Raw genomic sequence first — 26232 nt, 5'->3', positions numbered from 1 at the left:
ATAAGTCCCCCGCATCATCACGTGAGTAGACATGGCACAACGAGAGACGTGGACGTCACGCGTCGGGTTCATCTTCGCCGCGGTGGGTAGCGCGGTCGGGCTGGGCAACATCTGGTCGTTCCCGTTCCAGACCGCATCGAACGGCGGGGCGGCGTTCCTCGTCGTCTACCTGCTCGCGGTCTTCCTCATCGGCTTCCCGACGATGCTCATCGAGTTCGTCATCGGGCGTCGCTCGAAACAGAACGCGGTCTCGGCCTTCTCGGAGTTGGGGTACGGTAACTGGACGTTCGCCGGCGCGATCGGCGTCGTCGCGTCGTTCATTACGCTCTCGTTCTACAGCGTCGTCGGCGGCTGGGTGATCAGCTACATCGTCGGGAGCGTCACCGGCGGCTACCTCGGACAGGCCGGCACCTTCTTCGGCTCCGTCTCCTCGGGAACGGTGGCTATCGGCGCACACGCCGTCTTCATGGCGATCACGATCGCCATCGTCGCGGGCGGCGTCGCGGACGGGATCGAGCGGGCGACCAAGTTCATGATCCCCGCGATCCTCGTCCTGCTCGTCGGCCTCGCCGCGTGGGCGTCGACGCTCTCCGGCTCCGCCGCCGGGTACGCGTACTACCTCTCGCCGGACTTCGGCGTCATCGCCAACAACTTCACCTCGATCGTTCCCTCCGCGATGGGACAGGCGTTCTTCACCCTCTCGCTCGGGTTCGGCGTGATGATCGCGTACGCCTCCTACCTCGGCCGTGACGACAGTCTCCCCGCCGACAGCGCGATCATCGTCGTGCTCAACACGGTCGTCGCGCTGCTCGCCGGCTTCGCCGTCTTCCCGATCCTCGCCGCGACGAGCGGCGTCGGCGGCGCCTCCGGCGGTGCCGGCACCGCCTTCGTCGCCCTCGCCGGCGCGTTCGGCCAGCTCCCCGCCGGCCAGATCATCGGTCTCGTCTTCTTCATCGTCCTGCTGTTCGCGGCGCTCTCCTCCTCGATCAGCCTGCTCGAAGCGCCGTCGTCGTACGTCGTCGATCGCTACGGGGTCGACCGCCCGAAGGTCGCCGTCGGCGTCGGCGTCGTCAGCTTCGTCATCGGCATCGCGCCCGCCTACGGCTACGTCGGGCTGTTCAACGACTTCGTATTCAACATCCTCCTCCCGGTCGCGGTGCTGTTCATCGCGCTCTTCGCCGGGTGGGTCGCCAACCGCGAGTCCGTCGACGAGCTCGGACGCGGCACCACGCTCGGGGAGGGCGCGACGACGCTCTGGCTCTGGTGGGTGCGCGTCGTCATCCCCATCGTCGTCGCCTACACGCTCTACCTCGGCGTGACGAACTTCTACAGCGGTATCGTGACCGGCGCGTACTTCTGAGGGGACACCGCGGCGCACCGAGCGCCGGTGTTCGTCCGTTTTCGTCGAGCCGCCGGGCGCGTAGCTATACGAAACCCTCTTGAGCACCTGCACGCTACGGCGTCCCATGACACGAGAGACGTGGAAGACACAGGTGGGGTTCATCCTCGCCGCGGTCGGTTCGGCGGTCGGCCTCGGGAACGTCTGGCGATTCCCGTGGATGACCGCGAACAACGGCGGTAGCGCGTTCCTCCTCCTCTATCTCTGTATCATCGTGCTGGTCGGCGTCCCCGGACTCCTCGGGGCATTCGTCATCGGGCGCCGATCGAAACGCAACCCGGTCGGCGCGCTCCGCTCGCTCTCCGGTGGCTCGCGCCTCTGGGGGGCGTTCGGATTGCTCGCGGTCTGTACGACCGTTCTCTTGGTCTCGTTTTACACCGTCGTGGGCGGCTGGTTCGTCCGCTACACCGCCGCCTCGATCACGGGCGGCTACTTCGCCGACCCCGGCGCCTACTTCGGCTCCGTGAACTACGGGCTGCCGGCCTTCGGCTTCGCGCTGCTCTTCCTCGCCGCGACGGCGGTCATCGTCTACGGCGGCGTCGAGCGCGGCATCGAGCGCGCGACGAAGCTGATGATGCCCGCCATCGTCGTCTTCCTCATCGCGCTCATCGCGTGGACGTTCACGCGCCCCGGCTCGATGGACGGGCTGACGTTCTTCCTCTCGCCCGACCTCGCGTACCTCCGAACGCACTTCCTCGACATCCTCCCCGCGGCCGTCGGACAGGCGATGTTCACGCTCTCCGTCGGGACGGGGACGATGATCACGTACGCCTCCTACCTCGGCGAGGAGCGCTCGCTCCCCTTCGACGCCACGACCATCGCCGTCCTCAACACGGCGGTCGGCGTCCTCGCAGGCCTGCTCGTCTTCCCGCTGCTGTTCAGCTTCGGGCTCGATGTCGGGAGCGGCGGTCCCGGCGCGATCTTCGTCTCGGTGGCGAGCGCGTTCTCGACGCTCGGCCTCTTCGGGCGCGTCCTCGGCGTCGTCTTCTTCGCGGTCGTCCTCCTCGCGGCGCTCTCCTCCTCGATCAGCATGCTCGAGATCCCCGTCGCCTACCTCGTCGACGAACGCGACTTCTCGCGCGGGCGGGCGACCGGCGTCATGGCCGGCGTCGTCGCCGTCGGCGCCGCGGTCTGCGCGCTCGACGCGAGCGTCTTCAGCCTCTTCGCGGACACGCTCGTGAACCTCCTAATGCCCACGGGCCTCGCGGGCTTCCTCCTCTTCGTCGGGTGGGTGCTCGGGAAGAACGCGCTGTCGGAGTACGAAGCCGGCGCGGGCCCCCTCGGGCGCGCCCTCGGGTCGCCGTGGCTCCTCTTCGTCGGCGTCCCGATCCCGATCTTCCTGCTGTTCACCGTCATCAGCCGGCTGCTCAGCACGCTCGGCGTCTCCGCGGCCCCCCTCTCCGTGCTCGGCGTCACCGTCGCGTCCTCGACGGCCGTGCTCGCCGCCGCGGTCGTCCTGACGGTGATCGCCGTCCTCGGTCTCCGACGCCCCGACTCCGTCTTCTGACCCGGCGGTCGGTGTCGGTGACCTTTTGACGACGACCGGTGAAACGGGATTCAACAGATGACGATGGACGAGCGCATCGAGGAGTTGCGCGAGCGCAAACGCCGCGCCGAGAAGGGCGGCGGCGAATCCCGCATCGAGTCCCAACACGAGAAGGGCAAGATGACGGCGCGCGAACGCATCGACTACTTCCTCGACGACGGGACCTTCCGGGAGTTCGACGCGCTGCGGACGCACCGCTCGCACAACTTCGGGATGGAGGAGAACAAACTCCCCGGAGACGGCGTCGTCACCGGCTACGGCGAGGTGAACGGGCGGAAGACGTTCGTCTTCGCCCACGACTTCACGGCCTACGGCGGGTCGCTCGGCGAGGTGTTCTGCGAGAAGGTCTGTAAGGTCATGGATAAAGCGATGGAGGTCGGCGCGCCCGTCGTCGGCCTCAACGACTCCGCCGGCGCGCGCATCCAGGAGGGCGTCGAGTCCCTCGGCGGCGTGGGGGAGATCTTCCGCAAGAACCAGGAGGCGAGCGGCGTCGTCCCCCAGATCTCGGCGATCATGGGACCCTGTGCGGGCGGCGCGGTCTACTCGCCGGCGCTCACGGACTTCGTCTTCATGGTGAAGGAGACGAGTCACATGTTCATCACCGGCCCGGACGTCATCGAGACCGTCACGGGCGAGGAGGTCGGTTTCGACGAGCTCGGCGGCGCGACGACCCACACCGCGACGTCCGGCGTCGCGCACTTCGCCGAGGAGACGGAGGAGTCCGCCCTCGATAACATCAAGCGACTGCTCTCCTACCTCCCGCAGAACAACGTCGAGGACCCGCCACGGGTGGATCCGTGGGACGACCCGGAGCGGCGCCCCGAGGCCCTCGAAGACATCGTTCCGGACGAACCGCGCAAGCCGTACGACGCGACGGACGTCGTCGACGAGGTGATGGACGAGGGGTCGTTCTTCGAGGTCCAACCCGACTACGCGAAGAACCTCGTCGTGGGATTCGCGCGCCTCGACGGGCGCTCCGTGGGGATCGTGGCGAACCAACCGCGCGTGAACGCGGGGACGCTCGACATCGACGCCTCCGAGAAGGCGAGTCGGTTCGTGCGCTTTTGCGACTCCTTCAACGTCCCCGTCGTCTCGTTCGTGGACGTCCCGGGGTTCCTGCCCGGGACCGATCAGGAGCACGAAGGGATCATCCGCCACGGCGCGAAGCTCCTCTACGCGTACAGCGAGGCCTCGGTGCCCCTGCTGACCGTCATCACGCGCAAGGCCTACGGCGGCGCGTACGACGTGATGGCGTCGAAGCACCTCGGCGCGGACGTCAACTACGCGTGGCCCACGGCCGAAATCGCCGTGATGGGCCCGCGAGGCGCCGTCAACGTCCTCTATCGCTCGGAGCTCGCGGAAGCCGACGACCCGGACGAGCTCCGCGACGCGCTCGTCGAGGAGTACAGAGAGGAGTTCGCCAACCCCTACACGGCCGCCGACCGGGGGTTCCTCGACGACGTCATCGAGCCCGCGGAGACCCGCGTGCGCCTCATCAGCGACCTCGAAATGCTCGCGACGAAGCGCGAGGACGGCCCGGACAAGAAACACGGCAACATCCCGCTATGAACGCGACCGTCGAGGCACCGCCGGCGGCGAGCGACGCGGAGGCGGCCGCGGCGATCGCGGCCGTGAGCGCGTATCTCGACGGGGAACGCGCGGCGCTCGCGGCCGCCGCGGCGGCGAGCGACGACGGGGAGAACGAAACGTGGGACGGCGCGAAGTGGCGCTTCGCCGGGCGGTTGGCGGCGACGGGCGCGGACGGCCGCGGCGGGCGGGTGCCGGACGGCGCGCCCACGGACGCGTGGAGCGCGGCGGGGCGCGCGGACCGCTTCTGAGGGGTCACACGCTTCCGAGCACGCCGCCCGTCCGGAGGGCGAAGTAGCCGGCGAAGAGGACGGCGAGTGCCCACTGACCGCGGTGGACGTCGCCGCGCTCGCCCGCGAACGCCTTCATCACGGGGTAGGCGATGACGCCGGCGGCGATTCCGTACGCGATGGAGTAGGTGAAGGGCATGACGATGACCGTCAGTCCGGCCGGGACGGCGTGCGTCGGGTCGTGCCAGTCGACCTCGGCGACGTTGCCGAGCATGAGGACGGCGACGACGACGAGGGCGATGTGGCTCGCGTACTGCGGGATCGCGGCGGCGAACGGAACGAACGCGACGGCGGCGAAGAAGCAGAGCGCGACGACGAGCGCGGTCAGCCCCGTCCGGCCGCCCTCCTCGATGCCGGTCGCAGACTCGACGTACGTCGTGACGGTCGAGGTACCGAGCATCCCGCCGACCGTCGTGCCGATCGCGTCCGCCATCAGGGGCTTTTCCATCTCGGGGAGGTCGCCGTCCTCGTCGAGGAAGCCGCCGGCCTGTCCGACGCCGACGAGCGTCCCCGCGGTTTCGAGGAAGTCGACGAAGAAGAAGGTGAGGACGACGAGCGTGAACGCGAGGGCGTCGACGTCCGCGAGGCCGCGGAGGAACGCGCCGACGAGCGGCGAGACGTCCCACGTGGGCGCGGGGAGGCTCGGCGCGAGCGGGACCGACTCGTGCGGGCTGACGACGCCGAGGGCGGCCGCGCCCCACCCGAGGAGGCTCGTCACGGCGACGCCGACGACGATGCTGCCCGTGACGCCGCGAACGTAGAGGCCGAAGGTGAGAAAGAGCCCGAGGACGCTGATGAGCGCCACGGGATCGGCGGCGATGCGTCCGAGCGTGAGGAGCGTGGAGGGGTCAGCGACGACGATGAAGGTCTTTTCGAGGCCGATGATGGCGAGGAAGAGCCCGAGCGCCGCGCCGACGGCGAACTTCACGGGCTCGGGGAAGAGCCGGATGACGTACTCGCGCGCGCCGACGAGCGTGAGGAGGACGAACAACACGCCCTCGACGACGATGGCGGCGAGCGCCGTCTCCCAGGGGATACCCATCGCGCCGACGACGGTGAACGCGAAGAAGGCGTTGAGACCCATCCCGGGCGCGAGCCCGAACGGCCGGTTCGCGTAGAGCGCCATCACGAGCGTGGCGACGCCGGCGGAGAGGGCGGTGACGACGGCGAGCATCTGCATCGTCGCGGCTTCTCCCGCGCCCGTGTCGATGGCGGCGACGAGGATCGCCGGGTTGACGACGACGATGTAGGACATCGTGAGGAACGTCGTGAGTCCGGCGAGGACCTCGGTGCGGAGGTCGGTGTCGTGCGCGTCCAGGTCGAAGGCGTCGGCGAGTCGGTCGCTGAGAGCCATGTCCCTCCGCCGGGAGCGCCCTCGGGGACATAGGGGTGTCGCCTCGCCGTCCCGACGATCGTCGATAACACGAATCGACACGCTAACGTGATCGCTGTCGGAAGTGGTCGTATGTTCGAGAAGGTGCTCGTCGCGAACCGGGGGGAGATAGCCGTGCGCGTGATGCGGGCGTGCGCGGACCTCGGTGTCGAGACGGTCGCGGTCTACTCGGAGGCCGACAAGCACGCCGGCCACGTCCGGTACGCGGACGAGGCCTACCGCGTCGGACCGGCCCGCGCCGCCGAGTCGTACCTCGACGGCGAGGCCATCGTCGCGGCCGCGAAGGAGTCGGGCGCCGACGCGATCCACCCGGGATACGGCTTCCTCGCGGAGAACGCCGACTTCGCGGCGCGCGTCGAGGACACCGACGGCGTGACGTGGGTCGGCCCATCGTCCGAGTCGATGCGCCGACTCGGCGAGAAGACCGGCGCGCGCGAGGTGATGGACGACGCGGACGTCCCGATCGTCCCCGGCACCACGGAGCCCGTCACGGACCCCGACGAGGTCCGGGCGTTCGGCGATCGCCACGGCTACCCGATCGCCATCAAGGCCGAGGGGGGTGGCGGCGGACGCGGCATGAAGGTCGTCGAGGCGGCGAGCGAGATCGAGGCGCAACTCGACGCCGCGAGACGCGAGGGCGAGGCCTACTTCGGGAACGACGCCGTCTACCTCGAACGCTACCTCGCGGACCCGAAACACATCGAGGTACAGGTCCTCGCGGACGAGCACGGGACCGTCCGGCACCTCGGCGAGCGCGACTGCTCCCTGCAGCGACGCCACCAGAAGATCATCGAGGAGGGGCCGAGCCCCACCCTTGAGGGCGACCTCCGCGAGGAGATCCACGCGGCCGCCCGCCGCGGCGTCGCGGCCGCCGACTACGTGAACGCCGGGACGGTCGAGTTCCTCGTCGCCGACGGCGAGTTCTACTTCCTCGAAGTGAACACCCGCATCCAGGTCGAGCACACCGTCACCGAGGAGATCACCGGCATCGACATCGTGAAGTGGCAACTCCGCGTCGCCGCGGGTGAGGAGATCGACTTCGCGCAGGACGACGTGGACGTCGAGGGCCACGCGATTGAGTTCCGGATCAACGCCGAGAACGCCGCGGACGACTTCGCGCCCGCGACCGGCGGCACGCTGGAGACGTACGACCCGCCGGGCGGGCCGGGCGTCCGCGTCGACGACGCGCTCCGGCAGGGCGACGACCTCGTCACCGACTACGATTCGATGGTGGCGAAGCTGATCGTCTCGGGGAGCGATCGCGCCGAGTGCATCGCGCGAGCGAGGCGTACGCTCGCCGAGTACGAGATCGAGGGCATCGTCACCGTCGTCCCCTTCCACCGGCTGATGCTCGACGACGAGCGCTTCGTCGCCGGCGAACACACGACGACGTACCTCGACGAGCGCTTCGACGAGACGCGTCTCCTCGAAGCCCAAGAGCGCTGGGGGAGCGAAGCGAGCGCCCCGGCGGACGACGCGGAGACGAACGAGCGCGAGTTCACCGTCGAGGTGAACGGCAAGCGCTTCGAGGTGTCCCTCGAATCCCACGACGCACCCGCGCTCGGCGACGTCGACCTCGACGGGATCGGCGACGACGACGGCGCCGAGCCGCCCGCGTACGTGGCGGACGACGAGGGAGAGACGGTCGTCGAGGGCGGCGGCGAGACCGTCGCGGCGGAGATGCAGGGGACGATCCTCTCCGTCGACGTCGAACCCGGCGACGTCGTCGAACCCGGCGACGTCCTCGTCGTCTTGGAGGCGATGAAGATGGAGAACGACGTCGTCGCGTCCCACGGCGGGACCGTCTCGCAGGTCCCCGTCGCGGAGGGGGAGAGCGTCGACATGGGCGATACGCTCGTCGTCATCGACTGAGGCACAGCCGAACGAGCGAGGGCGTGGCCGAACGGGAACAAGCGGGCGCTGAGCGAGCGATGCGTGAGCGAGCGGCGCCGAGCGTACTGGACGCACGCCGCGGAGTCTCGCGGTCGGTCGGGCGGACCGACCGCGAGGGGAGGCGTTCTTATCGCCGGATCACCTACCCGCGAGCATGAACGACACGCGCCGCGCGATCCTCGACGCGCTCGCGGCCGGTCCCGTCGCCGGCCCCGCGCTCGCCGACCGCCTCGGCGTCTCGCGGGCCGCGGTGTGGAAGCACGTCGAGTCGCTGCGCGAGGCCGGCTTCGCCATCGAGAGCACCGACGAGGGATACGTCCTCGACGCGATCCCGGAGTTCGGCGGGCTCGCCGTCGAGTACGGCTGTGAAGCGCCCTTCGAGGTCGAGTATCACGACAGCATCCCGAGCACGAACGATCGTGCGCGCGAGCTCGCGGCCGACGGCGCGACGGACGTCGTCGTCCTCGCCGACGAGCAGACGGGCGGTCGCGGCCGTCTCGATCGCGCGTGGTCGTCACCGTCGGGCGGCGTCTGGCTGAGCGTCGTCTGCCGGCCGGCGCTCGCCCCCTCGCGCGTCTCGCTGCTCACGATCGCCGCCGGCGCCGCCGCCTGCGGGGCCGTCCGCGAGGCGGGCGTCGACGCGCGGATCAAGTGGCCGAACGACCTCCTCGTCCTCGACCCCGACGCCGAGCGCGGCGGGCGGAAGCTCGCGGGGATCCTCACCGAGATGGAGGGCGAGGCCGAGCGGGTGTCGTGGGTGATCTCCGGCCTCGGGCTGAACGCGAACGTGGCGGGCGACGCGCTGCCGGCGGACGCGACGAGCCTCCTCGTCGAGCGCGGCGGCGACCCCGTCGATCGCCGCGTGCTCGTCCAGCGCGTGTTGGAACGCTTCGACGACCTGCGCGACGATCCGGACGCGGCCCGTGCGGCGTGGCGCGAGCACGCGGCGACGCTCGGCCGTCGCGTGCGCGTCACGCTCCCCTCGGAGACGATCGTCGGCGAGGCCGTCGACGTGACGGACACCGGCGCGCTCGTCGTCGACACCGGAGCCGAGCGCCGGATCGTCCACGCCGGCGACTGCGAACACCTCCGCCCCGCGGAGTAGTGCGAGTGCGAGTCAGGCGTGGAGGACGCGCTTCACGTCGCTCGCGCCCGCGCGCCGCACCGCCGCGCGCACGGGATCGCGGTAGCCGGCGAGGTTGTGCGTGTCGCCGTCGAGGACGAGGAGGTTCGCGTCCCGTCCCGCCTCGATCAGGCCGTCGTTTCGCCCGGCGATCTCCGCGCCGGCGGTCGTCGCCATCCGCAGGACCTCGACGGCCGTCGCGTCGTAGCGTTTGGCCGTATAGGCCATCTCGCGGAACATTGACGGCGAGTTCAACATCACGTTGTCCGTCCCGAGCGCGACCGTCGTGTGCGCGAGGAGATCGGGGACGTCCGGGAGGCCGACGTCGGTCACGAGGTTGGATCGCGGGCAGACGGCGATCGGGATCCCGTCGTCCGCGACGCGCGCGAGGTGCTCGTCGTCGGCGTGGACCATGTGGACGAGCAGGTCGGGGTCGAGGTCGATCGCGGGGTGGATGTCGGTCGCGTCGACCTCGCCGGCGTGGATGGCGAAGGGTTTGCCGGCGTCGCGCGCCCGGCCGCGCTCGACCGCGAAGTCGGCGTCGTTCGCGCCGCTCGCGCCGTACCCATCGGAAACGTCGAGGACGTCGGGGTCGTCGCGCCCGAACGCGAGCGCGTCGATCTCGATCCCGTCGCTCGCGTCGCGCAGCGCTTCCACGCCCGGCACGCCGCCCTCGCGGAACTCCAGCGTCGCCGCGGTCCCCGACTCCGCCATGAAGGACAGCGAGCGGCGCATCCCCTCGACGAGGGCCGTGCGGTCCGCCTCGCGCAGGAGGCGGTGTTTCAGTCCGTCGGGCGGCGCGACGAGCTCTTCGAGGGAGAGCCCGCGCCCGGCGTCCTTCGCGATCGAGTCCCCGATGTGCGTGTGCGCGTTCACGAACGCCGGGAGGACGATGTCGTCGCTGTCCACGCTCGCCTCCTCGACGGCGACGATCTCTCCGTCCTCGACGACGACGCGCCCCTCGACGGCCGCGAAGTCGCGGCCCGCGAGGATCGTTCCCTCTAGCTCCATGGGTCGTCTGCGTGGTACATCGGTTTAGTTCTCCCCGAAGTCACCGAGGTTGTACTGGCCGCGCGTCGTCTCGTTGACGAGCGCGCCGTCGATGTCGAGACCGAGGACGTCGACGGCGGCGCGGCCGACGGCGTCCACCTCGTCGGGGGGCGCGTAGACGCCGAGGCGCCACTGTTCGCGCTGGGCCATCTGGAGCGCGCGCACGAGCGTCGACTGCTCGTCGAGCCGCCGGACCTCCCCGTTGACGAGGACGCGCGAGTCGGATTCGCGCATCGTCGGGCGCTCGCGGACGTCGAGGAGGACCGCGTCGCGGTCCACGCCGGCCCGGGCGGCGATCTCGCGCTCGTACCCGCGGACCTCGCCCCCGTCGGCGTCGAGGACGGGGTCGTCCGCGAACGGATCGTCCGCGACGTCGGCCATCTCCGCCCAGACGGCGCGCTTGTAGAGGTCGCGTCGATCGAGGCGTCGGGCGAAGGCGGCGCTCGCGTCGCGGTCGCGGAGCGCCGTCCGGAGCGCGGGATCGTCCATCCGGCGGAGGGTCTCGGGCGTCGTCTCCGTGGTCGCCAGCAGGCGCTCGGCGGCGCGGCGGAGCATCGCCGTCGAGATCCGCGCGACGTGGTGGTTGTAGACGGTCGGGTTCATCAGGGCGCGCGCGAGCAGGAGCGATTCGGCGCTCTGAACGTTCCCCTCGTCGAGCACGAGTGCGCCGTCGTGGCGGGTGAGCGCGCGCACGAGACGCCCGTGGTCGATCGTCCCGTACGGGACGCCGGTGTGGTGGGCGTCGCGCACGAGGTAGTCCATGCGGTCCACGTCGAGTTCGCCCGCGACGATCCCCGCGAGGTCGCCCTCGCCGCGCACCATCGCCGCGACGCGCGCGGGATCGAGGCCGTGCTCATCGAGGACGCGGGCGACGTCCCCCGAGCCGAGCAGGTCGTCGACGTCGTCGTGGTACTTCCCGGTCCGGTCGTGGATCAGGTCCTCGATCGCGTGGCTGAACGGGCCGTGGCCGGCATCGTGGAGGATCGCGGCGGCGCGAACGCGTTTCGCCCGGGCGCCGTCCACGTCGAGGCTGTCGAGCGCCTCGCGGGCGAGGTGGTAGACCCCGAGGCTGTGCTCGAAGCGGGTGTGGTTCGCGGCGGGGTAGACGAGGCTCGCGGTGCCGAGCTGGTGGACGCGCCGGAGGCGCTGGACGGGCGGCGTATCGAGGAGGGCGGCCGCGACGCCGCGCACCTCGATGTGGTCGTGGACGCTGTCCTTGATCGTCGTCACGGTCGGTGGTTCGCGCGCCGCCCTACAAAAACGGCCGGGGGCGTGCGACGGATCGACAGCTTATACCGGAGGGCGTCCCGACTTCCGGGCGTGCGCCACAGGAAAGTGTTTGCCGCTCTCTGTCTCGTCGCGCTAGTGGCCCTCGCGGGCTGTAGCGCGATCTCCGGTCCGCAAGGGACGAGCGGCGACGCGACGACCGCCCAGCCCTACCAGACGCCGCTGAACGGAACGCAGATCGACCGGGTACACGCCGACGCGGTCCGCGACGCGGGGAGCTTCACCTACCGCGTTCAGTCGAACGCCAGCTACGCGAGCGGCCAGTCCGCCTCGCGTCTGACCGCGGTGCGCGCGGACCTCGACACGAACGCGTACTCCCTGCGAATCATGCAGGGAGCGCGGGACAGTCAGGTGTATCAGGGACCGAACGGGACCGCCTACACCCGCATCGCCACCGGCAACCGCACGGCGTTCGCGCAGGGCGCGTTGCGCTCGGCGAACGCGAGCGCGTACGCGTCGCCCGGTGTGGCCTCGGTCACGGAGCGCACGAACTTCACGTACGACGGGACGACGACGTTCGACGGATCGACGCTCCACACGTACGTCGCGCACCCCGAGACGCTGCCGATCGCGAACACCTCCGCCTTCGGGAACGCCAGCGAGGCGAACGTCACCGTCCAGCTCGGCATCACGAGCGACGGGGTCGTGAAGCGCCAGCAGTTCCACGTGTCGACCGAACAGGCCACGCTCGACTCGACGCGGACCTACACCGCGATCGGCTCGACCGATCCGACGCCCGCGTGGCTGAGTCAGGCCGAACAGCGCTTCGCCAACGAGACGGCGAGCAACGAAACGACGACTTCGACGTCCGCGACTGCGACCGAGACGTCGACGAGCAGCGATACGACGACCACGACGACGACCGCGTGATCGCGGAGTAGTCACCGCGCTCGTCGCCCACCGCTGACGCAAGCGTTTACCGCTCGCCGTTCCTCTCGGGATCCATGCCGACGTTCCTCTCCGGGGGGACCGGGACCCCCAAGCTCCTCGCCGGCGCGGCCGAGATCTTCGACCCGGCGGAGACGACGGTGGTCGCCAACACGGGCGACGACGTCGAACTCGGTGGCGTCCTCGTCTCGCCGGACCTCGACACGGTGCTCTTCGATCGCGGCGGCGTCCTCGACCGGGAGTTCTGGTGGGGGATCGAGGGCGACACCCACGAGACGCACGACGAGCTCGACTCGCTCGCGGAGCGCGCGGGCCTCGATTCGGGGCCGCGCTACCTCGACGCCGAGGCGCAGACCGCGGGCCGCGACGTCGCGCGCTGGCGGCGCTTCTCCGGGGCGCGCGAGTTCATGACGATCGGCGATCGGGACCGCGCCGTCCACCTCTTACGGACGAGCCTCCTCGACGAGGGCAAGAGCCTCACGGAGGTCACGCGGACGCTCGCGGACGCCTTCGACCTCGATCTCACCCTCCTCCCGATGAGCGACGACCCGGTGGCGACGCTGATCCACGCGTCGCGCAGCGACGCGGACCGCGCGAACGGCGACGCCGTGAGCCACGCGGCCGACCGAAGCGAGGCTGCACACAGCGCGAGCGGTGACACCGCGAGCGACGCGTCGCACGGCGACGCGCGGGGGACCGGCGATGAGGTCATGCACTTCCAGGAGTTCTGGGTGGACCGGCGCGCCGACGTCGACGTCGCGGCCGTGGAGTTCCGCGGCGCTGACGAGGCCGAACCGACCGACGCGGTGCGCGAGGCGCTCCGCGAGCCCGTGATCGTCGGGCCGTCGAACCCCGTGACGAGCCTCGGACCGCTGCTCGCCCTCGACGGCGTGCGCGAGGCGCTCCGCGAGACGCCCGTGGTCGCCGTCTCGCCGTTCGTGGAGGACGAGGTGTTCAGCGGACCGGCGGACGACCTCATGCGCGCGACGGGCCGCGAGCCCAGCACGGCGGGCGTCGCCGAGGCCTACGACTTCGCGGACGCGTTCGTGCTCGATACCGAGGACGGGACGGCGCTCGATCGGCCGGTCGTCCGCACGGACACGCGCATGGACGACGACGCGGACGCGGCGCGCGTCGCTCGCGCCTGCGCGGACGCGCTGGAGGCCGTCGATGGGTGAGTCGGACGCGGAGACGGACGCGAACGCGGACCGAGATACCGGCGCGGACTTCCGCCCGCAGGTCGCGCTCGCCAGCCTCTCCGGGGAGGCGGACGCCGAGTGGGCGCGCGACGCGAGCGGCGAGGCCGGCCTCGCGTTCCTCGGCGGGATCGCGGTCGACGACCCCACCAGAGCGGCGGCGGAGCGCATGGTCGCCGACCGGAACCGAGAGGAGTTCCTGCCGGACGATCCCGTGGCGTTCGTCGCCGACGAGCTCGAACGCCTCGCGGACGCACCGATCGACGCGGGGGTGAACGTCCGTGCGACGACGCCGGAGGCGATCCGCCCCGTCGCCCGCGTCTGCGCGGCGCGCGACGCGCTCCTGGAGGTGAACGCGCACTGTCGCCAATCCGAGATGTGCGCGGCGGGCGCGGGCGAGACGCTGCTCGCGGACACCGATCGGCTGTGTGACATCGTCGCGGCGGCGAGCGACGAAGGCGCGACGACGAGCGTGAAGGTCCGCGCGGCGGTGTCGGGCGTCGATCTGCCGGCGCTCGCGGGCGCCCTCGACGAGGCGGGCGCGACCGTCCTGCACGTCGACGCGATGGACGCGGAGGGCGTCGTGGCGAGCGTCCGCGCGGCCTTCGACGGGGTCCTGATCGCCAACAACGGCGTGCGGGACCGTGAGACGGTGCGCGAGTACCTCGCGTACGGCGCGGACGCGGTCTCGATCGGTCGGCCGAGCGACGACTCGATGGTGCGCGCGCGGGTACGCAACGCCGTCACCGAGTGGTTCGCGGACGCGCGGGGGCGGTCGGCGGGAGTCGGCGGGAGAGTCGAAGACAGAACGTTTTAACGCTCCCCGGTCGAACTGCGACCATGGCCATCAAGCCCGACTACGTCAAGAAGACGGGGAACATCCTCCTCGAACGATACCCGGACGCGTTCAGCCGTCAGGACTTCGAGCACAACAAGGACGCGGTCTCCGAACTCACGAACATCGAGTCCAAGGAGGTCCGCAACCGGATCGCGGGCTACATCACGCACAAGCGGAACTGAGCGTCCAAACCGAAGCCACTTTGTCGTCCTCACGTCTTCTGTGAGGTAATGACACGCGTTGCCGTACTCGGAGCGACCGGTGCCGTCGGACAGCGGTTCATCCAGTTGCTCTCCGAGCACCCGACGTTCGAGATCGCCGCCCTGACCGCCTCGGCCGAGTCGGCCGGGAGCCCCTACCACGAGGCCGCGAAGTGGCGCGTCGACACGCCGATCCCGGACGCGGTCGCGGACGTCGAGGTCGTCGAGACGACGCCCGCGGCCGTCCCCGACGACGTCGATCTGATCTTCTCCTCGCTGCCCTCGTCGGTCGCCGAGCGCGTCGAGTCGGACTTCTGCGAGGCGGGATACGTCGTCTCCTCGAACTCCTCGAACGAGCGCGCCGCCGACGACGTCCCGCTCGTCATCCCCGAGGTCAACCCCGACCACCTCGACCTCATCGACGTCCAGCGCGACGAGCGAGGGTGGGACGGCGCGCTCGTGAAGAACCCGAACTGCTCGACGATCACGATGGTCCCGACGCTCGCCGCGCTCGACGCCTTCGGGCTGGAGCGCGTGCACGTCTCCACCCTCCAGGCCGTCTCCGGCGCGGGCTACTCCGGCGTGACGTCCATGGAGATCCTCGACAACGTCATCCCGTACATCGGCGGCGAGGAGGAGAAGATGGAGACCGAATCGCGCAAGCTCCTCGGAGAGTTCGACGGGAGCCGGGTCCAGTGGCACGACGTCGAGGTGTCGGCCTCGTGTAACCGCGTGGCGACGCTCGACGGCCACCTGGAGAACGTCTGGGCCGAACTCGGCGACGATCCGACGGTGGCGGACGTCTACGATGCCTTCGACGACGCGGCGACGCAGGACCTCCCGAGCGCGCCCGATCCGCTGATCGAGTCCTTCGACGAACCGGATCGCCCGCAGCCGCGCCTCGATCGGTTCCTCGGGAACGGCATGGCGGTCGCGGCCGGCGGCGTGCAGGAGACGCCCGCGGGCGTCCAGTACAACACGCTCGCGCACAACACGCTCCGCGGAGCCGCGGGCGCCTCCGTCCTCAACGGCGAACTGCTCGACCGCGAGGGCTGGCTTTAGGCCCTACGCCACGCGCTCGAAGAAGTGGACGACGGCGTTCCCGTCCTCGTCGGGGACGTCGAGGTCGGCCGCGTCGCGTACTTCGACGGCCGTTATCTCGAACGTCGCACCCTGTACCTCGAAGGTGTCGCCGGGGTCCGCGACGCGCTCGTGGAGCGTCAGCGTCTCGATCTCCCCGGAGAGGAGCTTGCGCTTGAGGTAGTCGCTCGGTACGTACCGATCAACGTCGAGGACTTTCTGTTCCATACGCACTAGTACCGTGGCATACGTTATCAAGCTTTGCGTCGGGACGGGATCGGTGGACGAACGTCTACCGACGGTGCACCCGCCTGTCGCGTGAGTGAGAGCGCCACGAGCCTCGCCCGTACCCACGGCTGACACCGTCCTCGCCGGTAAGGCAAGGGTTTTTGGCGGGCATCGGCAACGTCGCGGTATGAGCGGCACCGTCCAACTCTCGTGCCACGCGAAGCTCGCCCGCGTGGTCCTCGACAACCGTGGGCCCCTCTCGCCCGCCGAGGTGGCGAGCGAGGCCCGTATCGACGAGGACGAAGCGCACGACGCGCTGGCCGAGCTCGCCGAGGCCGGCTACGCGGAGTGCGTCTGCGGCGTCTGCGAGACCCGCGAGCAGGTCTATCAGCTCGACGAGGACGCACGCGACGTCGACGCGCGGGCGTAAGGCGGAGGCCTCAAACGCGCGCCCCGCGTAGGCTCTCTCGCGCGCCTCAAGTCCCCACCCGAGCCCGCCCGCTCCGGGCGCGATGACGCGTGGAGAACCCGGGCGCGCGGCATACACGCGGCTCCCGAGAGGGACCGCGCGCGTAGGGCACGTCACGCCCCCCGCGGGGCCCAACTGACCTCGCGGCGATCCTGCCCGGCACGAGGGTTTCCCGGCCGACGCGGCACGCCGCCCCGGGATGAGGCCGGTCGTTAGTGTTCCGGGCAGCACATTACGTCTCGTATAGCGTCCGCTCCGCGCACTGGCTACGGGTCCCGGAAGTCGGCCTCGCGTACGGGACGGGCGGGAATCGCGCGGCGACCGATTCCGATCGGTCGCACGAACGTCGGCGCCAGCGGACGGGTCGCGGTCTTACTCCGTCTCGCGGTCGCGGACGACGAGGACGGGCGCGACGGCACCGTCCGCCACGCGCTCGTTCTCCCCGCCGAAGAGCGCGGACCAGAGCGAGTCGTCGCCCTCGCCCATCACGATGACGTCGAAGTCGGCGGAGCGCACCACGATGTCGCGGATGGGCGACTCGGCGGCGGTGGTCTCGGTCGTGATCCGCGCGGCATCGAGACCGCGCTCTCGGAGGCTCGAACGGGCGCGTTCGACGGTCGCCGCGGCGTCGAAGCCGTCGCTCTCGATCCCCCAGAGCGTCACGGTGCCCTCGCCGTCGGCGAGGAGCGTGGCAACGAGATCCGCGAGGCGGTCGGCGTCGATCGCGCCGCGGAACGGGACGACGACGTCCGAGACCGCCCCCACGGGGTTCGGGAGGAGGACGGCGGTCGCGCCGACCTCGGTGGCGACGCGCTCGACGGTCTGCTCCCGGTCGTGGGTGAACGCGACGCGCGTCTCGACGTCCGCGCCGTCGGCCGCCCGAAAGACGGCGGCGAGGTCCGAGACGGCCGCTCGCGCGCGGTCCTCGAACTGCAGGCTCGCCTGTTCGGTCGGCGTTTGCTCCGGGAGGACGTGGTAACCGAGGACGACGACGTTCGCGGGCGCGAGGAACGCCGCGAGCGAGTCGCTGATCGACTCCCCCTCCAGCACCTCGACGGGAACGAGCACCGTCGGCGGTTCGCGGATCGAGAGATCTGACATGTTACAGCACCCCCTTGAGCGTCACGTCGCTCGCGTAGTACTTGTACCACCCGGCGGCCGCGATCATGATGACGACGCCGATGACCTGGGAGGCGAGTTGCATGAAGAAGATGAGGCCGAAGCTCGCGAGCGCACCGAGGCCCGCGACGAGCGGGTAGGCGGGCACGCGGAAGTCCGGGTCGTACCACTCGGGTTCGTTCCGACGCATCGCGACGAGCGCGACGCACATCAGCCCGTACATGACGAGGTGGAGGAACGACGCGACCTCGGCGAGCACCTCGGTCTCCCCGAGCGCGACGAGGACGAGCACAGGCCCGCCCGCCATCGCCAGCGCGACGTGTGGCGTCCCGTACCGGAGGTTCATGCGGCTGGCGAACGCCGGGATGAGCGCGTCCTTGCTGACGGCGAAGACGGCGCGCGACGTCGAGAGGATGGAGGCGTTCGCGGAGGAGACGGTAGCGAGGAGGCCCGCGAGGAGGATGGCGACGACGCCGGCCGTCCCGAGGAACTGATCCGCGACGCTGACGATGGCGGTCTCACCGGCGTCACGGAGCGCCGCGGAGCCCATCGCGCTGGTCGCCACGAAGATGGTTGCGACGTAGAGCACGCCGACGGCGAGGACGCTACCGACCATCGCCAGCGGGAGGTTCCGCCCCGGTTTCTTGATGTCGCCGGCGACGGTCGCGACCTGCGCGAAGCCGAGGTAGGAGGTGAAGACGAGCGCCGCGGTGGTGAACACGGGGGCGACGCCGAACGGCGCGAACGCCTCGGGCGTCGTCTGCGTCCCGAAGACGCCGATCGCGTCGAGGCCGCCGTATCCGAGGAAGGCGACGAGGATGGAGAGCAGGAGGCCGACGACGTAGTTCTGCAGCTTCGCGGCGTTCTCCGTCCCGACGAGGTTGAGGGCGGTGAGGAGCACGCCGAAGACGAGCGCGAGCGGCGTGATGACGCCGATACCGCCGATCGAGGTGCCGAGCCCGGCCTGCTGGAGCATCTCCGCCGCGTAGTTGCCGAAGCCGACGAGGTAGAACGCGGTGGCGAAGACGAGCCCGAGCCAGATGCTGATGCCGACGACCGCGCCCGGAAGCGCGCCGAGCGCCCGCGAGATGAAGTAGTACCCCCCGCCGGATTTCGGCATCGCGGTCGCCAGCTCGGAGGCGGGGAGGGCGACCAGCAGGGCGATGACGGCGCCGATGGTGAACGACCCGGCCGCCGCCGGCCCGGCGCGGCCCGCGGCGAGCCCCGGGAAGACGAAGATGCCCGCACCGATCATCGTCCCGACGCCGATCGAGAGCCCGCCGGCGAGGCCGATGGAGCGTTCGAGCTCCGTCCCCTCCTCCGTCACCGTCGTCTCGTCCGTGACTGTCTCGGGGTGACCCGTCCCCACCGGCGTCTCCCCAGCCCGATTGGCGTTCGATCCCCCGTTCCCGCGAGACGTGCCCATGATCAACTGACGCGGTTGCCGCTCGGAAGAAGGTGGTGGCCTCGGCGGGTGCGCGCCTCCGCCGTCCGCGTTCCGCGGTAGCGTAACGGTTTACCGCCGCCCGCCCGAGAGATCCGATATGACCATCGAAGCCGAGGCGCTCGCGGCTCTCGGGCCGGCGCGACGGCGCGCGCTGTTCGAGCGCGACGCCGGCATCGACGCGGTGCGCGACGACGTCCGCGACATCGTCTCGCGCGTCCGCGCGGAGGGCGACGCCGCGCTCCGCGAGTTCTCCAGCGAGTTCGACGGCGTCGAGGTCGGAAACGTCGACGTCACGGATCAAGCGGCGCGCGCGTACGACGACATCGACGACGACGTCCGCGAGGCGATCGAGACGGCGATCGGGAACGTCCGGGCGTTCCACGAGCGCCAGCTCCCCGAGGACTGGACGGAGACGGTCGACGGACGCGAACTCGGCCGTCGGTTCCGCCCGATCGAGCGCGTCGGCGCGTACGCCCCCGGCGGGGCGGCGACGTACCCGTCCAGCGTCATCATGACCGTGGTGCCCGCCAAGGTCGCGGGCGTCGAGCAGGTCGCGGTCGCGACCCCGCCCGCGGAGGAGATGCACCCCGTGACGCTCGCGGCCTGCCACGCGGCGGGCGCGGATCGCGTGTACGCCGCGGGCGGGGCGCAGGCCATCGCCGCGCTCGCCTACGGGACGGAGACCGTCGACCGCACGCAGCTGATCGTCGGGCCCGGCAACAAGTGGGTGACCGCGGGGAAGGCCGAGGTTCGCGGGGACGTCGAGATCGACTTCCTCGCGGGCCCCTCGGAGGTCTGCGTCGTGGCGGACGAGACCTGTGAGCCCGAGTACGTCGCCGCCGACCTGCTCGCGCAGGCCGAGCACGACCCCGAGGCGTCCGTGGTCGCCGTGACGGACGACGAGGCGACCGCGGAGGCGATCAGCGAGGCCGTCGCGGACGGGATCGCCGACCGGGAGCGAGCGGACGTCATCGAGTCGGCGCTCGACGCCGACGCCAGCGGCGTCTTCCACGCGCGCTCGATGAGCGAGGCCGTGCTGTTCGCGGAGGAGTACGCCGCCGAGCACCTCTCGATCCAAGCGGCCGACGACGAGGGGATCCTGGATCGGATCGACGACGCGGGGAGCGTCTTCCTCGGGCCGTACACGCCCGTCGCGGCGGGCGATTACGCGACGGGGACGAACCACGTCCTCCCGACGAACGCCGGCGCGCGCGTGAAGGGCGGGCTGAGCGTCGATACGTTCCTCCGCGCGAGCACCGTCCAGCGCCTCGATCGGGACGCGCTCGCGGACCTGCGCGACACCGTGACGACCCTCGCGAACGCGGAGGGACTGGAGGGACACGCGAACAGCGTCGACGCGCGCTTCGCGGACACGGAGTGACGCGAGACGCGCGTCGGTCACGGGCGGGCGCGCCGGCCGACGCCGCGCCGTTCGATCGCCGTTCTCGCCGCCGACGCCCGCGCCGCGTCCGAGCGCGTCCGTGCGCCCCGTCAGCGGGACCACACACGTCTGACGTGGGGACGCGTCCGCGTCGCGCCGGCGATCAGGAGGGGTCCCCCCGATGAACGCGCTCTCGCAGCCGGTCCCGCCGGTCGCCGTCGCGTCGGTCGCCGCGGCGGTCTCGCTGGCGGCGCTCACCGCGTACCTCCTCCCCCGCCGCGGTCGGCCGAGCGTCGACTGGCTCCTCGCAACGATCGCCACGCAAGCGGTTGGGTGTCTCGCGTACAGCGTGGGGCTGTTCGTCACCGCGCCGACGTGGCGCGTCGCCTTCGAGGTGGTGTGCGTCCTCGCGCTCGTGTGGCTCGGCTATCTCTTCCTCGGGTTCGCGCTCGAATACACGGGGCGCGTCGGCTCGCGGGGGTGGATGGCGTTCGCCGCCCTCGCCGTCGTCCCGGCGCTCGGGAGCCTCCTCCTCCTCACGTCGTCGTTCCACGGCCTCTTCTGGACCGATCCCACCCCCGTCCGCGTCCTCGGCGTCGTCACGCTCGACTACACCTTCCGGTCGGGCGCGCTCGCCACCCTCGCGGTCGACATGGCGTACGTGGCCGTCGGCGTCTACCTGCTCGTCGAGACGATACTCAGCTACGGCCCGCTCTACCGGAGCGAGGCCGTCGCCGTCGCGCTCAGCACGGTCCCGCCCGGCGTCGGCGTCGCGGTGTGGGTCCTCGATCTCGGGCCGGCCTCGACGCTCATCTGGGCGGTCCCCCTCTCGGTGGTCCACGCGGGCCTCGACGCGTACGCGTTCGCCGGCAAGCAGCTGTTCGACGCCAGTCCGAAAGCCGGCCGGGTCGCGGACGAACAGGCGATCGACGCGCTCCCGGACCCCGTCGTGGTCGTCGACGACGCCGGCCGGATCGTCGACGTCAACGCCGCCGCGCTCGACGTCCTCGTCGACGGGGACGAAGCGGCGACGATCGGCCGCGACGCCGCGGCCGTCCTCACCGTCGACCTCGACGCGGTCCGGGACGGGGACGACCACTCGATCACCGTCACGACCGACGACGGACGGTACGTGTTCGCGGTCCACCGCTCGCCGCTCGTCTCGGGGGACGCCGTTGTCGGTCACACGCTGTTGTTCCGCGACGTCACCGCCGAGCGCGAGAACGAACAGCGACTGGAGGTGTTCAACCGCGTCCTCCGGCACAACCTCCGGAACAAGCTGACGACCGTTCTCGGGTCGACCGCGGTCATCGAGGAGGAGGCCGACGACCCGAAGATACGGACGCTCGCCGCCACCGCACACGAGAGCGGGGCGGCGCTGGCCGCCATCGGCGAGAAGGCGCGCCGCTTCGATCGGCTCCGACATCGCGACCTCGCTATCGCGGACGTCGCCGTCACGGACGTCGTCGCGGAAGTCGTCGGGGAGTTCGACGAACGGGCGGCGATCACGGGGCGCGGACCCGACGACCTCGTCGTCGCCACCGACCGGCGACATCTCGCCTTCGCGTTGGAGAACGTCGTCGAGAACGCCATCGAGCACGCGATCGACTCGACGCCGTCCGTCGACCGCCGACGGCGACGAGTACGCGGTCGTCCTCGCGGTGCACGACGACGGACCCGGGATCCCGGCGGCCGAGGTCGAGGTGCTGACGAACGGGACGGAGAGCGACCTCGAACACGGGAGCGGGCTCGGGCTGTGGACGGTCGTCTGGTGTCTGCGTCGCCTCGGCGGCGACGTCACCTTCGAGCGGACCGACGACGGGACGACGGTCAGACTCTGGCTCCCGGAGACGACGCCGGTCGACGACCGCGGCGCTGAGCGAGTCGGACGATCGTGAAGCCGCCGCGGCGGGTCGCCGATCAGACGCGCGCGCCTCCCGCGCGGCGTCGTCCGGCCGCTCCGTCCGGGGTACCGGCGGATGGCCCATCCGACGCCACAGTTAACCATCTGGGCGACGTTGCCACGTGTATGAGTACGACTGCCGACAGCGGATCACCGGCCGAGACGGTCCGCGTGACGGAGGACGCCGCCGAGCAGGCGCTCTCGCTGCTCGACGGCGAGGGGCTGGACACGGACGTCGCGGGCCTGCGCCTCTTCGTCCAGCAGGGCGGCTGCGCCGGGCTCTCCTACGGGATGCGGTTCGACGACGCGCCCGAGGAGGACGACACCATCGTCGAGGCCCACGGCCTGCGCGTCTTCGTCGACCCGGCGAGCGAGCAGTACATCGCGGGCAGCCGACTCGACTACGAGAGCGGCCTGCAGGCCGCCGGCTTCAACGTCGAGAACCCGAACGTCGAGGCCGAGTGCGGGTGCGGCGAGTCCTTCCGGACCTGATTTAGGCGCGCTCCCCCTTTCGCGGGTATGCCCAGCACGCGCGCGGACGCCCTCGGAGTCGTCGCGGGCTACGCCGAGGCCGCCCGCCACACCCACGAGGGGACGCTCGAATCGTTCACGGATCGCCACGGTGCCGACTGTCGCGGCTATCGCTTCACCACGGTCGACGACGAGCCCTTCTTGGTGTACGGCCCGGCGAACGCTGAGTACCTCTACGTCACCTCCCACCACTCGCCCGTCCAAGCGCTCGCCTTCGAACTCGGCGACGCCGACGTCGAGGAGTACGCGTCGCGGGACGTCGCGTACGAGGACGGCGACGAACCGGAGCGTCACGTCGCCGCGCGCGCCGTCGTCGACGAGGCCGACGGGATGCGTGAGGCCGTCGAGACGATCGAGGCGGAGTGCGAGACGACAGACGCGATCTACGAACCCCACTACACGCGCAACGGTGCGCTGGCGGACTTCTACGTCCACCGGCGACTCTTCCCCGGCGGGCGTTTCGCGGCCGAGGACTTCGACGACGCCGTTCGCGCCGTCACGACGACGGTCGCGCGGGCGTACCGCGCCTACTACTGCATCCTCGACCTCCCGGTGCTCGAAGGGAGAAGCGAGGCGGAGCCGCCGACGCGTCCCGACTACGTGAGCGGGGGTCGGGGGTTCGAGTAGCGCGCGGTTCCGAGGGATAGCGAGAAACCGCGGAAGGACGAGCGGGGGCACGACCCGTGAGTAGCGCGAGGACGAACATAGCGCGGGCTCGCGGAACGACGGACACAGAGCATGGGCGAAGCGTGAGTGGCGTGATTTAGACGGGGTAGCGCGGAGCCGTGAGCACCGAAAAGGGAGAAGGAAAAATCGGGGAAGGATGCGCGTCGCGTCAGCCGAGTCAGTCGTCGAGGCCGAACGCGACTTCGACTTCGACCTGATACTGGCGGTCGTCGTGCCCCTCGATGCCGACGCGTTGTTCGACGACTTCGGCCCACGAGACGTTGTCGAGCGTCTCCTCGGCTCGGTCGAGCGCGTCGTCGACGGCGTCGTCGAAGCTCTCGGTGCTGGTCCCGACGAGGTCGATCTTCTTGTAGACCATACCGATCTTTCATCCGCCGTCGTCTTAAACGTGGCCGCCGACGGATCACTCCTCGCTGCGGGCGTCGAGACGCGCGGCGAGGGTATCGACGACGCCGGAGAGATACGTCGTCCCGCCGACGGCGACGACGAGCGCGCCGGCGGTGTCGAAGAGGAGATCGAGCATCGTGTCGGTGACGCCGTACTGCGTGAGGACGCTCGTGACCCCGGCGAGGGCCGCGACCTCGGAGATGGCGAACTCGACGATCTCCCAGAAGACGCCGAAGGCGAGCGTGATGACGAAGAGGAGGACGAAGAGGAACGCGGGCGGGAAGTAGACGGCGTCGGTGTGCTCGTCGATGGCGCGGACGGCGGCGTAGCCGGCCGCGGCCACGACAGACGACGAGAGGGTGTGCGTGAGGTGGTCCCACCACCAGACGTTCCCGTAGAACGAGCCCGTCCCCGGGACGCCGACGGTGCCGAGGGCGTGGAGGAAGACGGCGAGCGTCACCCAGAGGACGAGGGCGGGGTCCATCGGGACGCCGTAGTCGCGTTCGAGGACGGCCGGGAGTGTGGAGACGCCGAGGCCGACGGCGGCGTTGACAACGACGCCGAGTTGCCCCTCGTAGAGGCCGACGAAGACGAAGCCGACGAGACAGAGCTGGAGGACGTGCGCGAGTTGCGCCTGCCGGTGCTTCGAGATCCCGAGGCGATCGCGGATCCTCATTCGCGCACCTCCGCCGCGAAGCGCGCGTCGGCGCGGACGCGGCGCTGGAAGTAGAGGACGAAGAGCCCGGCGCCGACGACGCCGCAGGCGGTCGCGGCGACGAAGTCCCACATGAGCGCGTCGAGGGACGCGGCGTCGACGGCGGGCGTAACGGGGCGGGAAACGTAGACGAGCGTCGTCCCGAGATAGACGTCGCTGAGCCACTGGACGACCGCCCAGAGGCCCGCGATGGCCATCGTAGCGACGACGACGGCGAACGCGGCGACGTGATCCGTCATCCGAACGGCCGTGAAGACGTCGAGTTCGACGACGAGGACGAGCGCGAGCGCCGCCACGGAGAGGTAGGTGGCGATAGCGCTCGTCAGCCACCACGTGGCGAGCGCGTGCCCGAGGACGGGGAGGAACGCGACGACGAGCACCTCCCAGGGGAGCATCACGCGGTGATTCCGATACGCGGCCGGGGGGACGACGGCGAGCGCCGCGACGCCCGCGCAGAACGCGCTCCACGCGAGGTCTCCCTCCCAGAGACTCGCGCCCGCGACGGCGACGACGAGCGCGACGAGCGCCCACGAGAGCGCGGCGTTCGTCCGCTCGGTCTCGAGTACCCGACCGAGTCGCGTGCCGTCCATCGTTCTACGACGCTTCGCAGGGCCGTGTTACAAAAGTGTCGGGCGGGCCCGCTCAGAGGAGCAGGTAGGCGAGCGTGTAGCCGACGCCGGCGACGGTGACGGCCGCGAGACCGGTGACGGCGGCGCTCGGGAGGTCGGGGAGGCGACGGTTCGTGGGTTCGACGACACCGACGGTGCCGACGGCGACGACGCTGAAGACGAAGTGATACGAGACGTCGAGCGTCGGCGGCGTGATGACGAGCGCGGCGAGCGCGTACGCGGCGCCGGCGGCGGCCCGGCCGTGTAAGTGCTCGCGGATCGGCGCCCCCGAGACGCGGTGATAGGCGTAGACGCCCGCCCAGAGGCAGGCGAGTTCGAGCGCGAACGCCGCGAGCAGGTCGAGCGTCGGGTCGGCGAACGGCGCGGGGCGCGCGGCGAGCAGGTGCCACGGGAGCGGGTAGAGGAAGTCCGGCGGCGTCCCCGTCAGGAGGTCGCCGAAGGGGTGCGTGAGGAGGCCGACGAGCGCGGTCGCCGCGAGCGCGCGCGATCCGAGTTCGAGGCGGCTGGCGGCGACGAGCGCGACGGCGATGCCCGCGAGGACGTAGAGCGCCATCACGGCGCCGGCGAGGACGCCGGAGACGGCGAGCGCGCCCACGGACAGCGCGAGCGCGCCCAGCCCGGCGAGCGCTCGCTCGCGGCGCCGCCGAGCGGCGGTGAGCGCGAAGACGGCGGCGGCGAACGGCGCGACGACGAGCGAGTGCGTGACGGCGCGGTGGACCTCGGTGCTCGCGCCCCAGAAGGCGTTGGCGGCGGCGAGCGCGTCGGCGCTCTGGACGGTGAGGAGGCCGAGCGGGGCGTAGGCCATGTCGACGTCGGGGACGGCGGCGAAACAGCCGGCGGCGACGCCGAGCGCGAGCGCGCGCTTGCGTCCGAGACCGTAGCGGACGGCGGCGAGCGCGACGAGGGCGAACGCGATCGTCTCGTGTCCGACGAACATAGCTCCCGAAAGGCGTCGAGCGGGTATAT

The 26232-nt window shown here is 70.9% G+C and carries 26 protein-coding genes and 1 pseudogene; 17 read left to right on the top strand and 10 right to left on the bottom strand.

The window, feature by feature from the left end; translation table 11 throughout:
- The first annotated feature begins 31 nt into the window (after positions 1-31).
- The 4 genes from IEX91_RS07210 (at position 32) to IEX91_RS07195 (ending at position 4783) form a co-directional block, all read left to right on the top strand.
- Complete coding sequence (locus IEX91_RS07210; RefSeq protein ID WP_188878027.1) at positions 32-1360, top strand: sodium-dependent transporter; 1329 nt, start codon at positions 32-34, stop codon at positions 1358-1360.
- A gap of 106 nt (positions 1361-1466) precedes the next feature.
- A complete protein-coding gene (locus IEX91_RS07205; protein WP_188878026.1) occupies positions 1467-2906 on the top strand; it encodes a sodium-dependent transporter in 1440 nt (479 codons plus the stop codon).
- A gap of 63 nt (positions 2907-2969) precedes the next feature.
- On the top strand, positions 2970-4514 hold the full coding sequence (locus tag IEX91_RS07200; RefSeq protein ID WP_188878435.1) for an acyl-CoA carboxylase subunit beta: 1545 nt from the start codon (positions 2970-2972) through the stop codon (positions 4512-4514).
- The gene (locus IEX91_RS07195; RefSeq protein WP_188878025.1) at positions 4511-4783 is read left to right on the top strand and encodes an acc operon protein; all 273 of its coding nucleotides are present in this window, start codon (positions 4511-4513) and stop codon (positions 4781-4783) included. Before IEX91_RS07200 ends, IEX91_RS07195 begins: the two co-directional genes overlap by 4 nt.
- A 4-nt stretch (positions 4784-4787) precedes the next feature.
- On the opposite strand, the gene IEX91_RS07190 is transcribed toward IEX91_RS07195, so the two are convergent.
- On the bottom strand, positions 4788-6176 hold the full coding sequence (locus IEX91_RS07190) for an NCS2 family permease (RefSeq protein WP_188878024.1): 1389 nt from the start codon (positions 6174-6176) through the stop codon (positions 4788-4790).
- A gap of 111 nt (positions 6177-6287) precedes the next feature.
- Between IEX91_RS07190 and IEX91_RS07185 the strand changes: the two genes are divergently transcribed.
- Complete coding sequence (locus IEX91_RS07185; RefSeq protein ID WP_188878023.1) at positions 6288-8087, top strand: acetyl-CoA carboxylase biotin carboxylase subunit; 1800 nt, start codon at positions 6288-6290, stop codon at positions 8085-8087.
- A gap of 175 nt (positions 8088-8262) precedes the next feature.
- Positions 8263-9213 carry a biotin--[acetyl-CoA-carboxylase] ligase gene (locus tag IEX91_RS07180; RefSeq protein ID WP_188878022.1) on the top strand — a complete coding sequence of 317 codons (951 nt, stop codon included), beginning with the start codon at positions 8263-8265 and terminating at the stop codon, positions 9211-9213.
- Positions 9214-9225: 12 nt separating this feature from the next.
- On the opposite strand, the gene IEX91_RS07175 is transcribed toward IEX91_RS07180, so the two are convergent.
- Both IEX91_RS07175 and IEX91_RS07170 read right to left on the bottom strand, forming a co-directional pair.
- On the bottom strand, positions 9226-10242 hold the full coding sequence (locus IEX91_RS07175; RefSeq protein WP_188878021.1) for an amidohydrolase family protein: 1017 nt from the start codon (positions 10240-10242) through the stop codon (positions 9226-9228).
- A gap of 24 nt (positions 10243-10266) precedes the next feature.
- Positions 10267-11511 carry an HD domain-containing protein gene (locus tag IEX91_RS07170; RefSeq protein WP_188878020.1) on the bottom strand — a complete coding sequence of 415 codons (1245 nt, stop codon included), beginning with the start codon at positions 11509-11511 and terminating at the stop codon, positions 10267-10269.
- On the opposite strand from IEX91_RS07170, the gene IEX91_RS07165 reads away from it, so the two are divergent.
- The 5 genes from IEX91_RS07165 (at position 11410) to asd (ending at position 15752) form a co-directional block, all read left to right on the top strand.
- Positions 11410-12438 (top strand): DUF7537 family lipoprotein, encoded by a 1029-nt coding sequence (locus IEX91_RS07165; protein ID WP_425350959.1) that lies wholly within the window; start codon positions 11410-11412, stop codon positions 12436-12438. The genes IEX91_RS07170 and IEX91_RS07165 overlap by 102 nt on opposite strands.
- Positions 12439-12512: 74 nt before the next feature.
- Positions 12513-13634, top strand: a complete 1122-nt coding sequence (locus IEX91_RS07160; protein ID WP_188878017.1) for a 2-phospho-L-lactate transferase CofD family protein — start codon at positions 12513-12515, stop codon at positions 13632-13634.
- Positions 13627-14469 (top strand): tRNA-dihydrouridine synthase, encoded by an 843-nt coding sequence (locus tag IEX91_RS07155; protein ID WP_188878015.1) that lies wholly within the window; start codon positions 13627-13629, stop codon positions 14467-14469. Before IEX91_RS07160 ends, IEX91_RS07155 begins: the two co-directional genes overlap by 8 nt.
- 23 nt (positions 14470-14492) lie before the next feature.
- Positions 14493-14672: a 30S ribosomal protein S17e gene (locus IEX91_RS07150; protein ID WP_188869039.1), complete on the top strand. Its 180-nt coding sequence runs from the start codon at positions 14493-14495 to the stop codon at positions 14670-14672.
- Between the two features lie 48 nt (positions 14673-14720).
- A complete protein-coding gene (gene asd / locus IEX91_RS07145; RefSeq protein ID WP_188878013.1) occupies positions 14721-15752 on the top strand; it encodes an aspartate-semialdehyde dehydrogenase in 1032 nt (343 codons plus the stop codon).
- Positions 15753-15755: 3 nt separating this feature from the next.
- On the opposite strand, the gene IEX91_RS07140 is transcribed toward asd, so the two are convergent.
- On the bottom strand, positions 15756-15998 hold the full coding sequence (locus IEX91_RS07140; RefSeq protein WP_188878012.1) for a hypothetical protein: 243 nt from the start codon (positions 15996-15998) through the stop codon (positions 15756-15758).
- Between the two features lie 187 nt (positions 15999-16185).
- Here IEX91_RS07140 and IEX91_RS07135 point away from each other — a divergent pair, with 187 nt between their 5' ends.
- Positions 16186-16428, top strand: coding sequence for a hypothetical protein (locus tag IEX91_RS07135; RefSeq protein ID WP_188878010.1), 243 nt, complete (start codon positions 16186-16188; stop codon positions 16426-16428).
- 411 nt (positions 16429-16839) lie between these two features.
- On the opposite strand, the gene IEX91_RS07130 is transcribed toward IEX91_RS07135, so the two are convergent.
- On the bottom strand, positions 16840-17568 hold the full coding sequence (locus IEX91_RS07130; RefSeq protein ID WP_188878009.1) for a universal stress protein: 729 nt from the start codon (positions 17566-17568) through the stop codon (positions 16840-16842).
- 1 nt (position 17569) lies between these two features.
- The gene (locus IEX91_RS07125) at positions 17570-19012 is read right to left on the bottom strand and encodes an APC family permease (RefSeq protein ID WP_188878008.1); all 1443 of its coding nucleotides are present in this window, start codon (positions 19010-19012) and stop codon (positions 17570-17572) included.
- 124 nt (positions 19013-19136) lie between these two features.
- Between IEX91_RS07125 and hisD the strand changes: the two genes are divergently transcribed.
- The 5 genes and pseudogenes from hisD to IEX91_RS07105 all read left to right on the top strand — a co-directional run bounded on the left by hisD (position 19137) and on the right by IEX91_RS07105 (position 23475).
- Positions 19137-20414: a histidinol dehydrogenase gene (hisD, locus tag IEX91_RS07120; RefSeq protein ID WP_188878434.1), complete on the top strand. Its 1278-nt coding sequence runs from the start codon at positions 19137-19139 to the stop codon at positions 20412-20414.
- A gap of 181 nt (positions 20415-20595) precedes the next feature.
- Positions 20596-21624: pseudogene (locus IEX91_RS16725) on the top strand (histidine kinase N-terminal 7TM domain-containing protein); the annotation flags it as partial.
- Between the two features lie 451 nt (positions 21625-22075).
- Positions 22076-22312: an ATP-binding protein gene (locus tag IEX91_RS16720; protein ID WP_407647948.1), complete on the top strand. Its 237-nt coding sequence runs from the start codon at positions 22076-22078 to the stop codon at positions 22310-22312.
- A gap of 131 nt (positions 22313-22443) precedes the next feature.
- On the top strand, positions 22444-22809 hold the full coding sequence (locus IEX91_RS07110; RefSeq protein WP_188878006.1) for a HesB/IscA family protein: 366 nt from the start codon (positions 22444-22446) through the stop codon (positions 22807-22809).
- A 27-nt stretch (positions 22810-22836) separates the two neighbouring features.
- Positions 22837-23475, top strand: coding sequence for a hypothetical protein (locus IEX91_RS07105; protein WP_188878005.1), 639 nt, complete (start codon positions 22837-22839; stop codon positions 23473-23475).
- A gap of 217 nt (positions 23476-23692) precedes the next feature.
- On the opposite strand, the gene IEX91_RS07100 is transcribed toward IEX91_RS07105, so the two are convergent.
- Genes IEX91_RS07100 through IEX91_RS07085 form a run of 4 tightly spaced genes read right to left on the bottom strand, consistent with a single transcriptional unit; the run spans position 23693 to position 26203 of the window.
- On the bottom strand, positions 23693-23893 hold the full coding sequence (locus tag IEX91_RS07100; RefSeq protein ID WP_188878003.1) for a dodecin: 201 nt from the start codon (positions 23891-23893) through the stop codon (positions 23693-23695).
- A gap of 45 nt (positions 23894-23938) precedes the next feature.
- The gene (locus IEX91_RS07095; RefSeq protein WP_188878001.1) at positions 23939-24598 is read right to left on the bottom strand and encodes a hypothetical protein; all 660 of its coding nucleotides are present in this window, start codon (positions 24596-24598) and stop codon (positions 23939-23941) included.
- Positions 24595-25227 (bottom strand): hypothetical protein, encoded by a 633-nt coding sequence (locus IEX91_RS07090; RefSeq protein WP_188877999.1) that lies wholly within the window; start codon positions 25225-25227, stop codon positions 24595-24597. Before IEX91_RS07090 ends, IEX91_RS07095 begins: the two co-directional genes overlap by 4 nt.
- Positions 25228-25279: 52 nt before the next feature.
- Positions 25280-26203 (bottom strand): metal-dependent hydrolase, encoded by a 924-nt coding sequence (locus IEX91_RS07085; protein ID WP_188877997.1) that lies wholly within the window; start codon positions 26201-26203, stop codon positions 25280-25282.
- Positions 26204-26232: the final 29 nt, after the last annotated feature.

The sequence above is a fragment of the Halarchaeum nitratireducens genome, from assembly GCF_014647155.1.
In the GTDB taxonomy this organism is placed as follows: domain Archaea; phylum Halobacteriota; class Halobacteria; order Halobacteriales; family Halobacteriaceae; genus Halarchaeum; species Halarchaeum nitratireducens.
The sequence above is the reverse complement of the archived record's forward strand: the minus strand, read 5'-3'. Positions and strand labels throughout refer to the sequence as shown.

Bases quoted from the DNA above. Each gene is read 5' to 3' on its own strand.
- IEX91_RS07185 (WP_188878023.1), top strand. From the start codon at position 6,288: ATGTTCGAGAAGGTGCTCGTCGCGAACCGGGGGGAGATAGCCGTGCGC.
- IEX91_RS07130 (WP_188878009.1), bottom strand. From the start codon at position 17,568: ATGTCAGATCTCTCGATCCGCGAACCGCCGACGGTGCTCGTTCCCGTC.
- IEX91_RS07095 (WP_188878001.1), bottom strand. From the start codon at position 24,598: ATGAGGATCCGCGATCGCCTCGGGATCTCGAAGCACCGGCAGGCGCAA.
- IEX91_RS07110 (WP_188878006.1), top strand. From the start codon at position 22,444: ATGAGTACGACTGCCGACAGCGGATCACCGGCCGAGACGGTCCGCGTG.
- asd (WP_188878013.1), top strand. From the start codon at position 14,721: ATGACACGCGTTGCCGTACTCGGAGCGACCGGTGCCGTCGGACAGCGG.
- IEX91_RS07200 (WP_188878435.1), top strand. From the start codon at position 2,970: ATGGACGAGCGCATCGAGGAGTTGCGCGAGCGCAAACGCCGCGCCGAG.
- IEX91_RS07085 (WP_188877997.1), bottom strand. From the start codon at position 26,203: ATGTTCGTCGGACACGAGACGATCGCGTTCGCCCTCGTCGCGCTCGCC.
- IEX91_RS07100 (WP_188878003.1), bottom strand. From the start codon at position 23,893: ATGGTCTACAAGAAGATCGACCTCGTCGGGACCAGCACCGAGAGCTTC.
- IEX91_RS07210 (WP_188878027.1), top strand. From the start codon at position 32: ATGGCACAACGAGAGACGTGGACGTCACGCGTCGGGTTCATCTTCGCC.
- IEX91_RS07155 (WP_188878015.1), top strand. From the start codon at position 13,627: ATGGGTGAGTCGGACGCGGAGACGGACGCGAACGCGGACCGAGATACC.
- IEX91_RS07180 (WP_188878022.1), top strand. From the start codon at position 8,263: ATGAACGACACGCGCCGCGCGATCCTCGACGCGCTCGCGGCCGGTCCC.
- IEX91_RS07205 (WP_188878026.1), top strand. From the start codon at position 1,467: ATGACACGAGAGACGTGGAAGACACAGGTGGGGTTCATCCTCGCCGCG.
- IEX91_RS07160 (WP_188878017.1), top strand. From the start codon at position 12,513: ATGCCGACGTTCCTCTCCGGGGGGACCGGGACCCCCAAGCTCCTCGCC.
- IEX91_RS07140 (WP_188878012.1), bottom strand. From the start codon at position 15,998: ATGGAACAGAAAGTCCTCGACGTTGATCGGTACGTACCGAGCGACTAC.
- IEX91_RS07150 (WP_188869039.1), top strand. From the start codon at position 14,493: ATGGCCATCAAGCCCGACTACGTCAAGAAGACGGGGAACATCCTCCTC.
- IEX91_RS07135 (WP_188878010.1), top strand. From the start codon at position 16,186: ATGAGCGGCACCGTCCAACTCTCGTGCCACGCGAAGCTCGCCCGCGTG.
- IEX91_RS07195 (WP_188878025.1), top strand. From the start codon at position 4,511: ATGAACGCGACCGTCGAGGCACCGCCGGCGGCGAGCGACGCGGAGGCG.
- IEX91_RS07190 (WP_188878024.1), bottom strand. From the start codon at position 6,176: ATGGCTCTCAGCGACCGACTCGCCGACGCCTTCGACCTGGACGCGCAC.
- IEX91_RS07105 (WP_188878005.1), top strand. From the start codon at position 22,837: ATGCCCAGCACGCGCGCGGACGCCCTCGGAGTCGTCGCGGGCTACGCC.
- IEX91_RS07090 (WP_188877999.1), bottom strand. From the start codon at position 25,227: ATGGACGGCACGCGACTCGGTCGGGTACTCGAGACCGAGCGGACGAAC.
- IEX91_RS07175 (WP_188878021.1), bottom strand. From the start codon at position 10,242: ATGGAGCTAGAGGGAACGATCCTCGCGGGCCGCGACTTCGCGGCCGTC.
- IEX91_RS07125 (WP_188878008.1), bottom strand. From the start codon at position 19,012: ATGGGCACGTCTCGCGGGAACGGGGGATCGAACGCCAATCGGGCTGGG.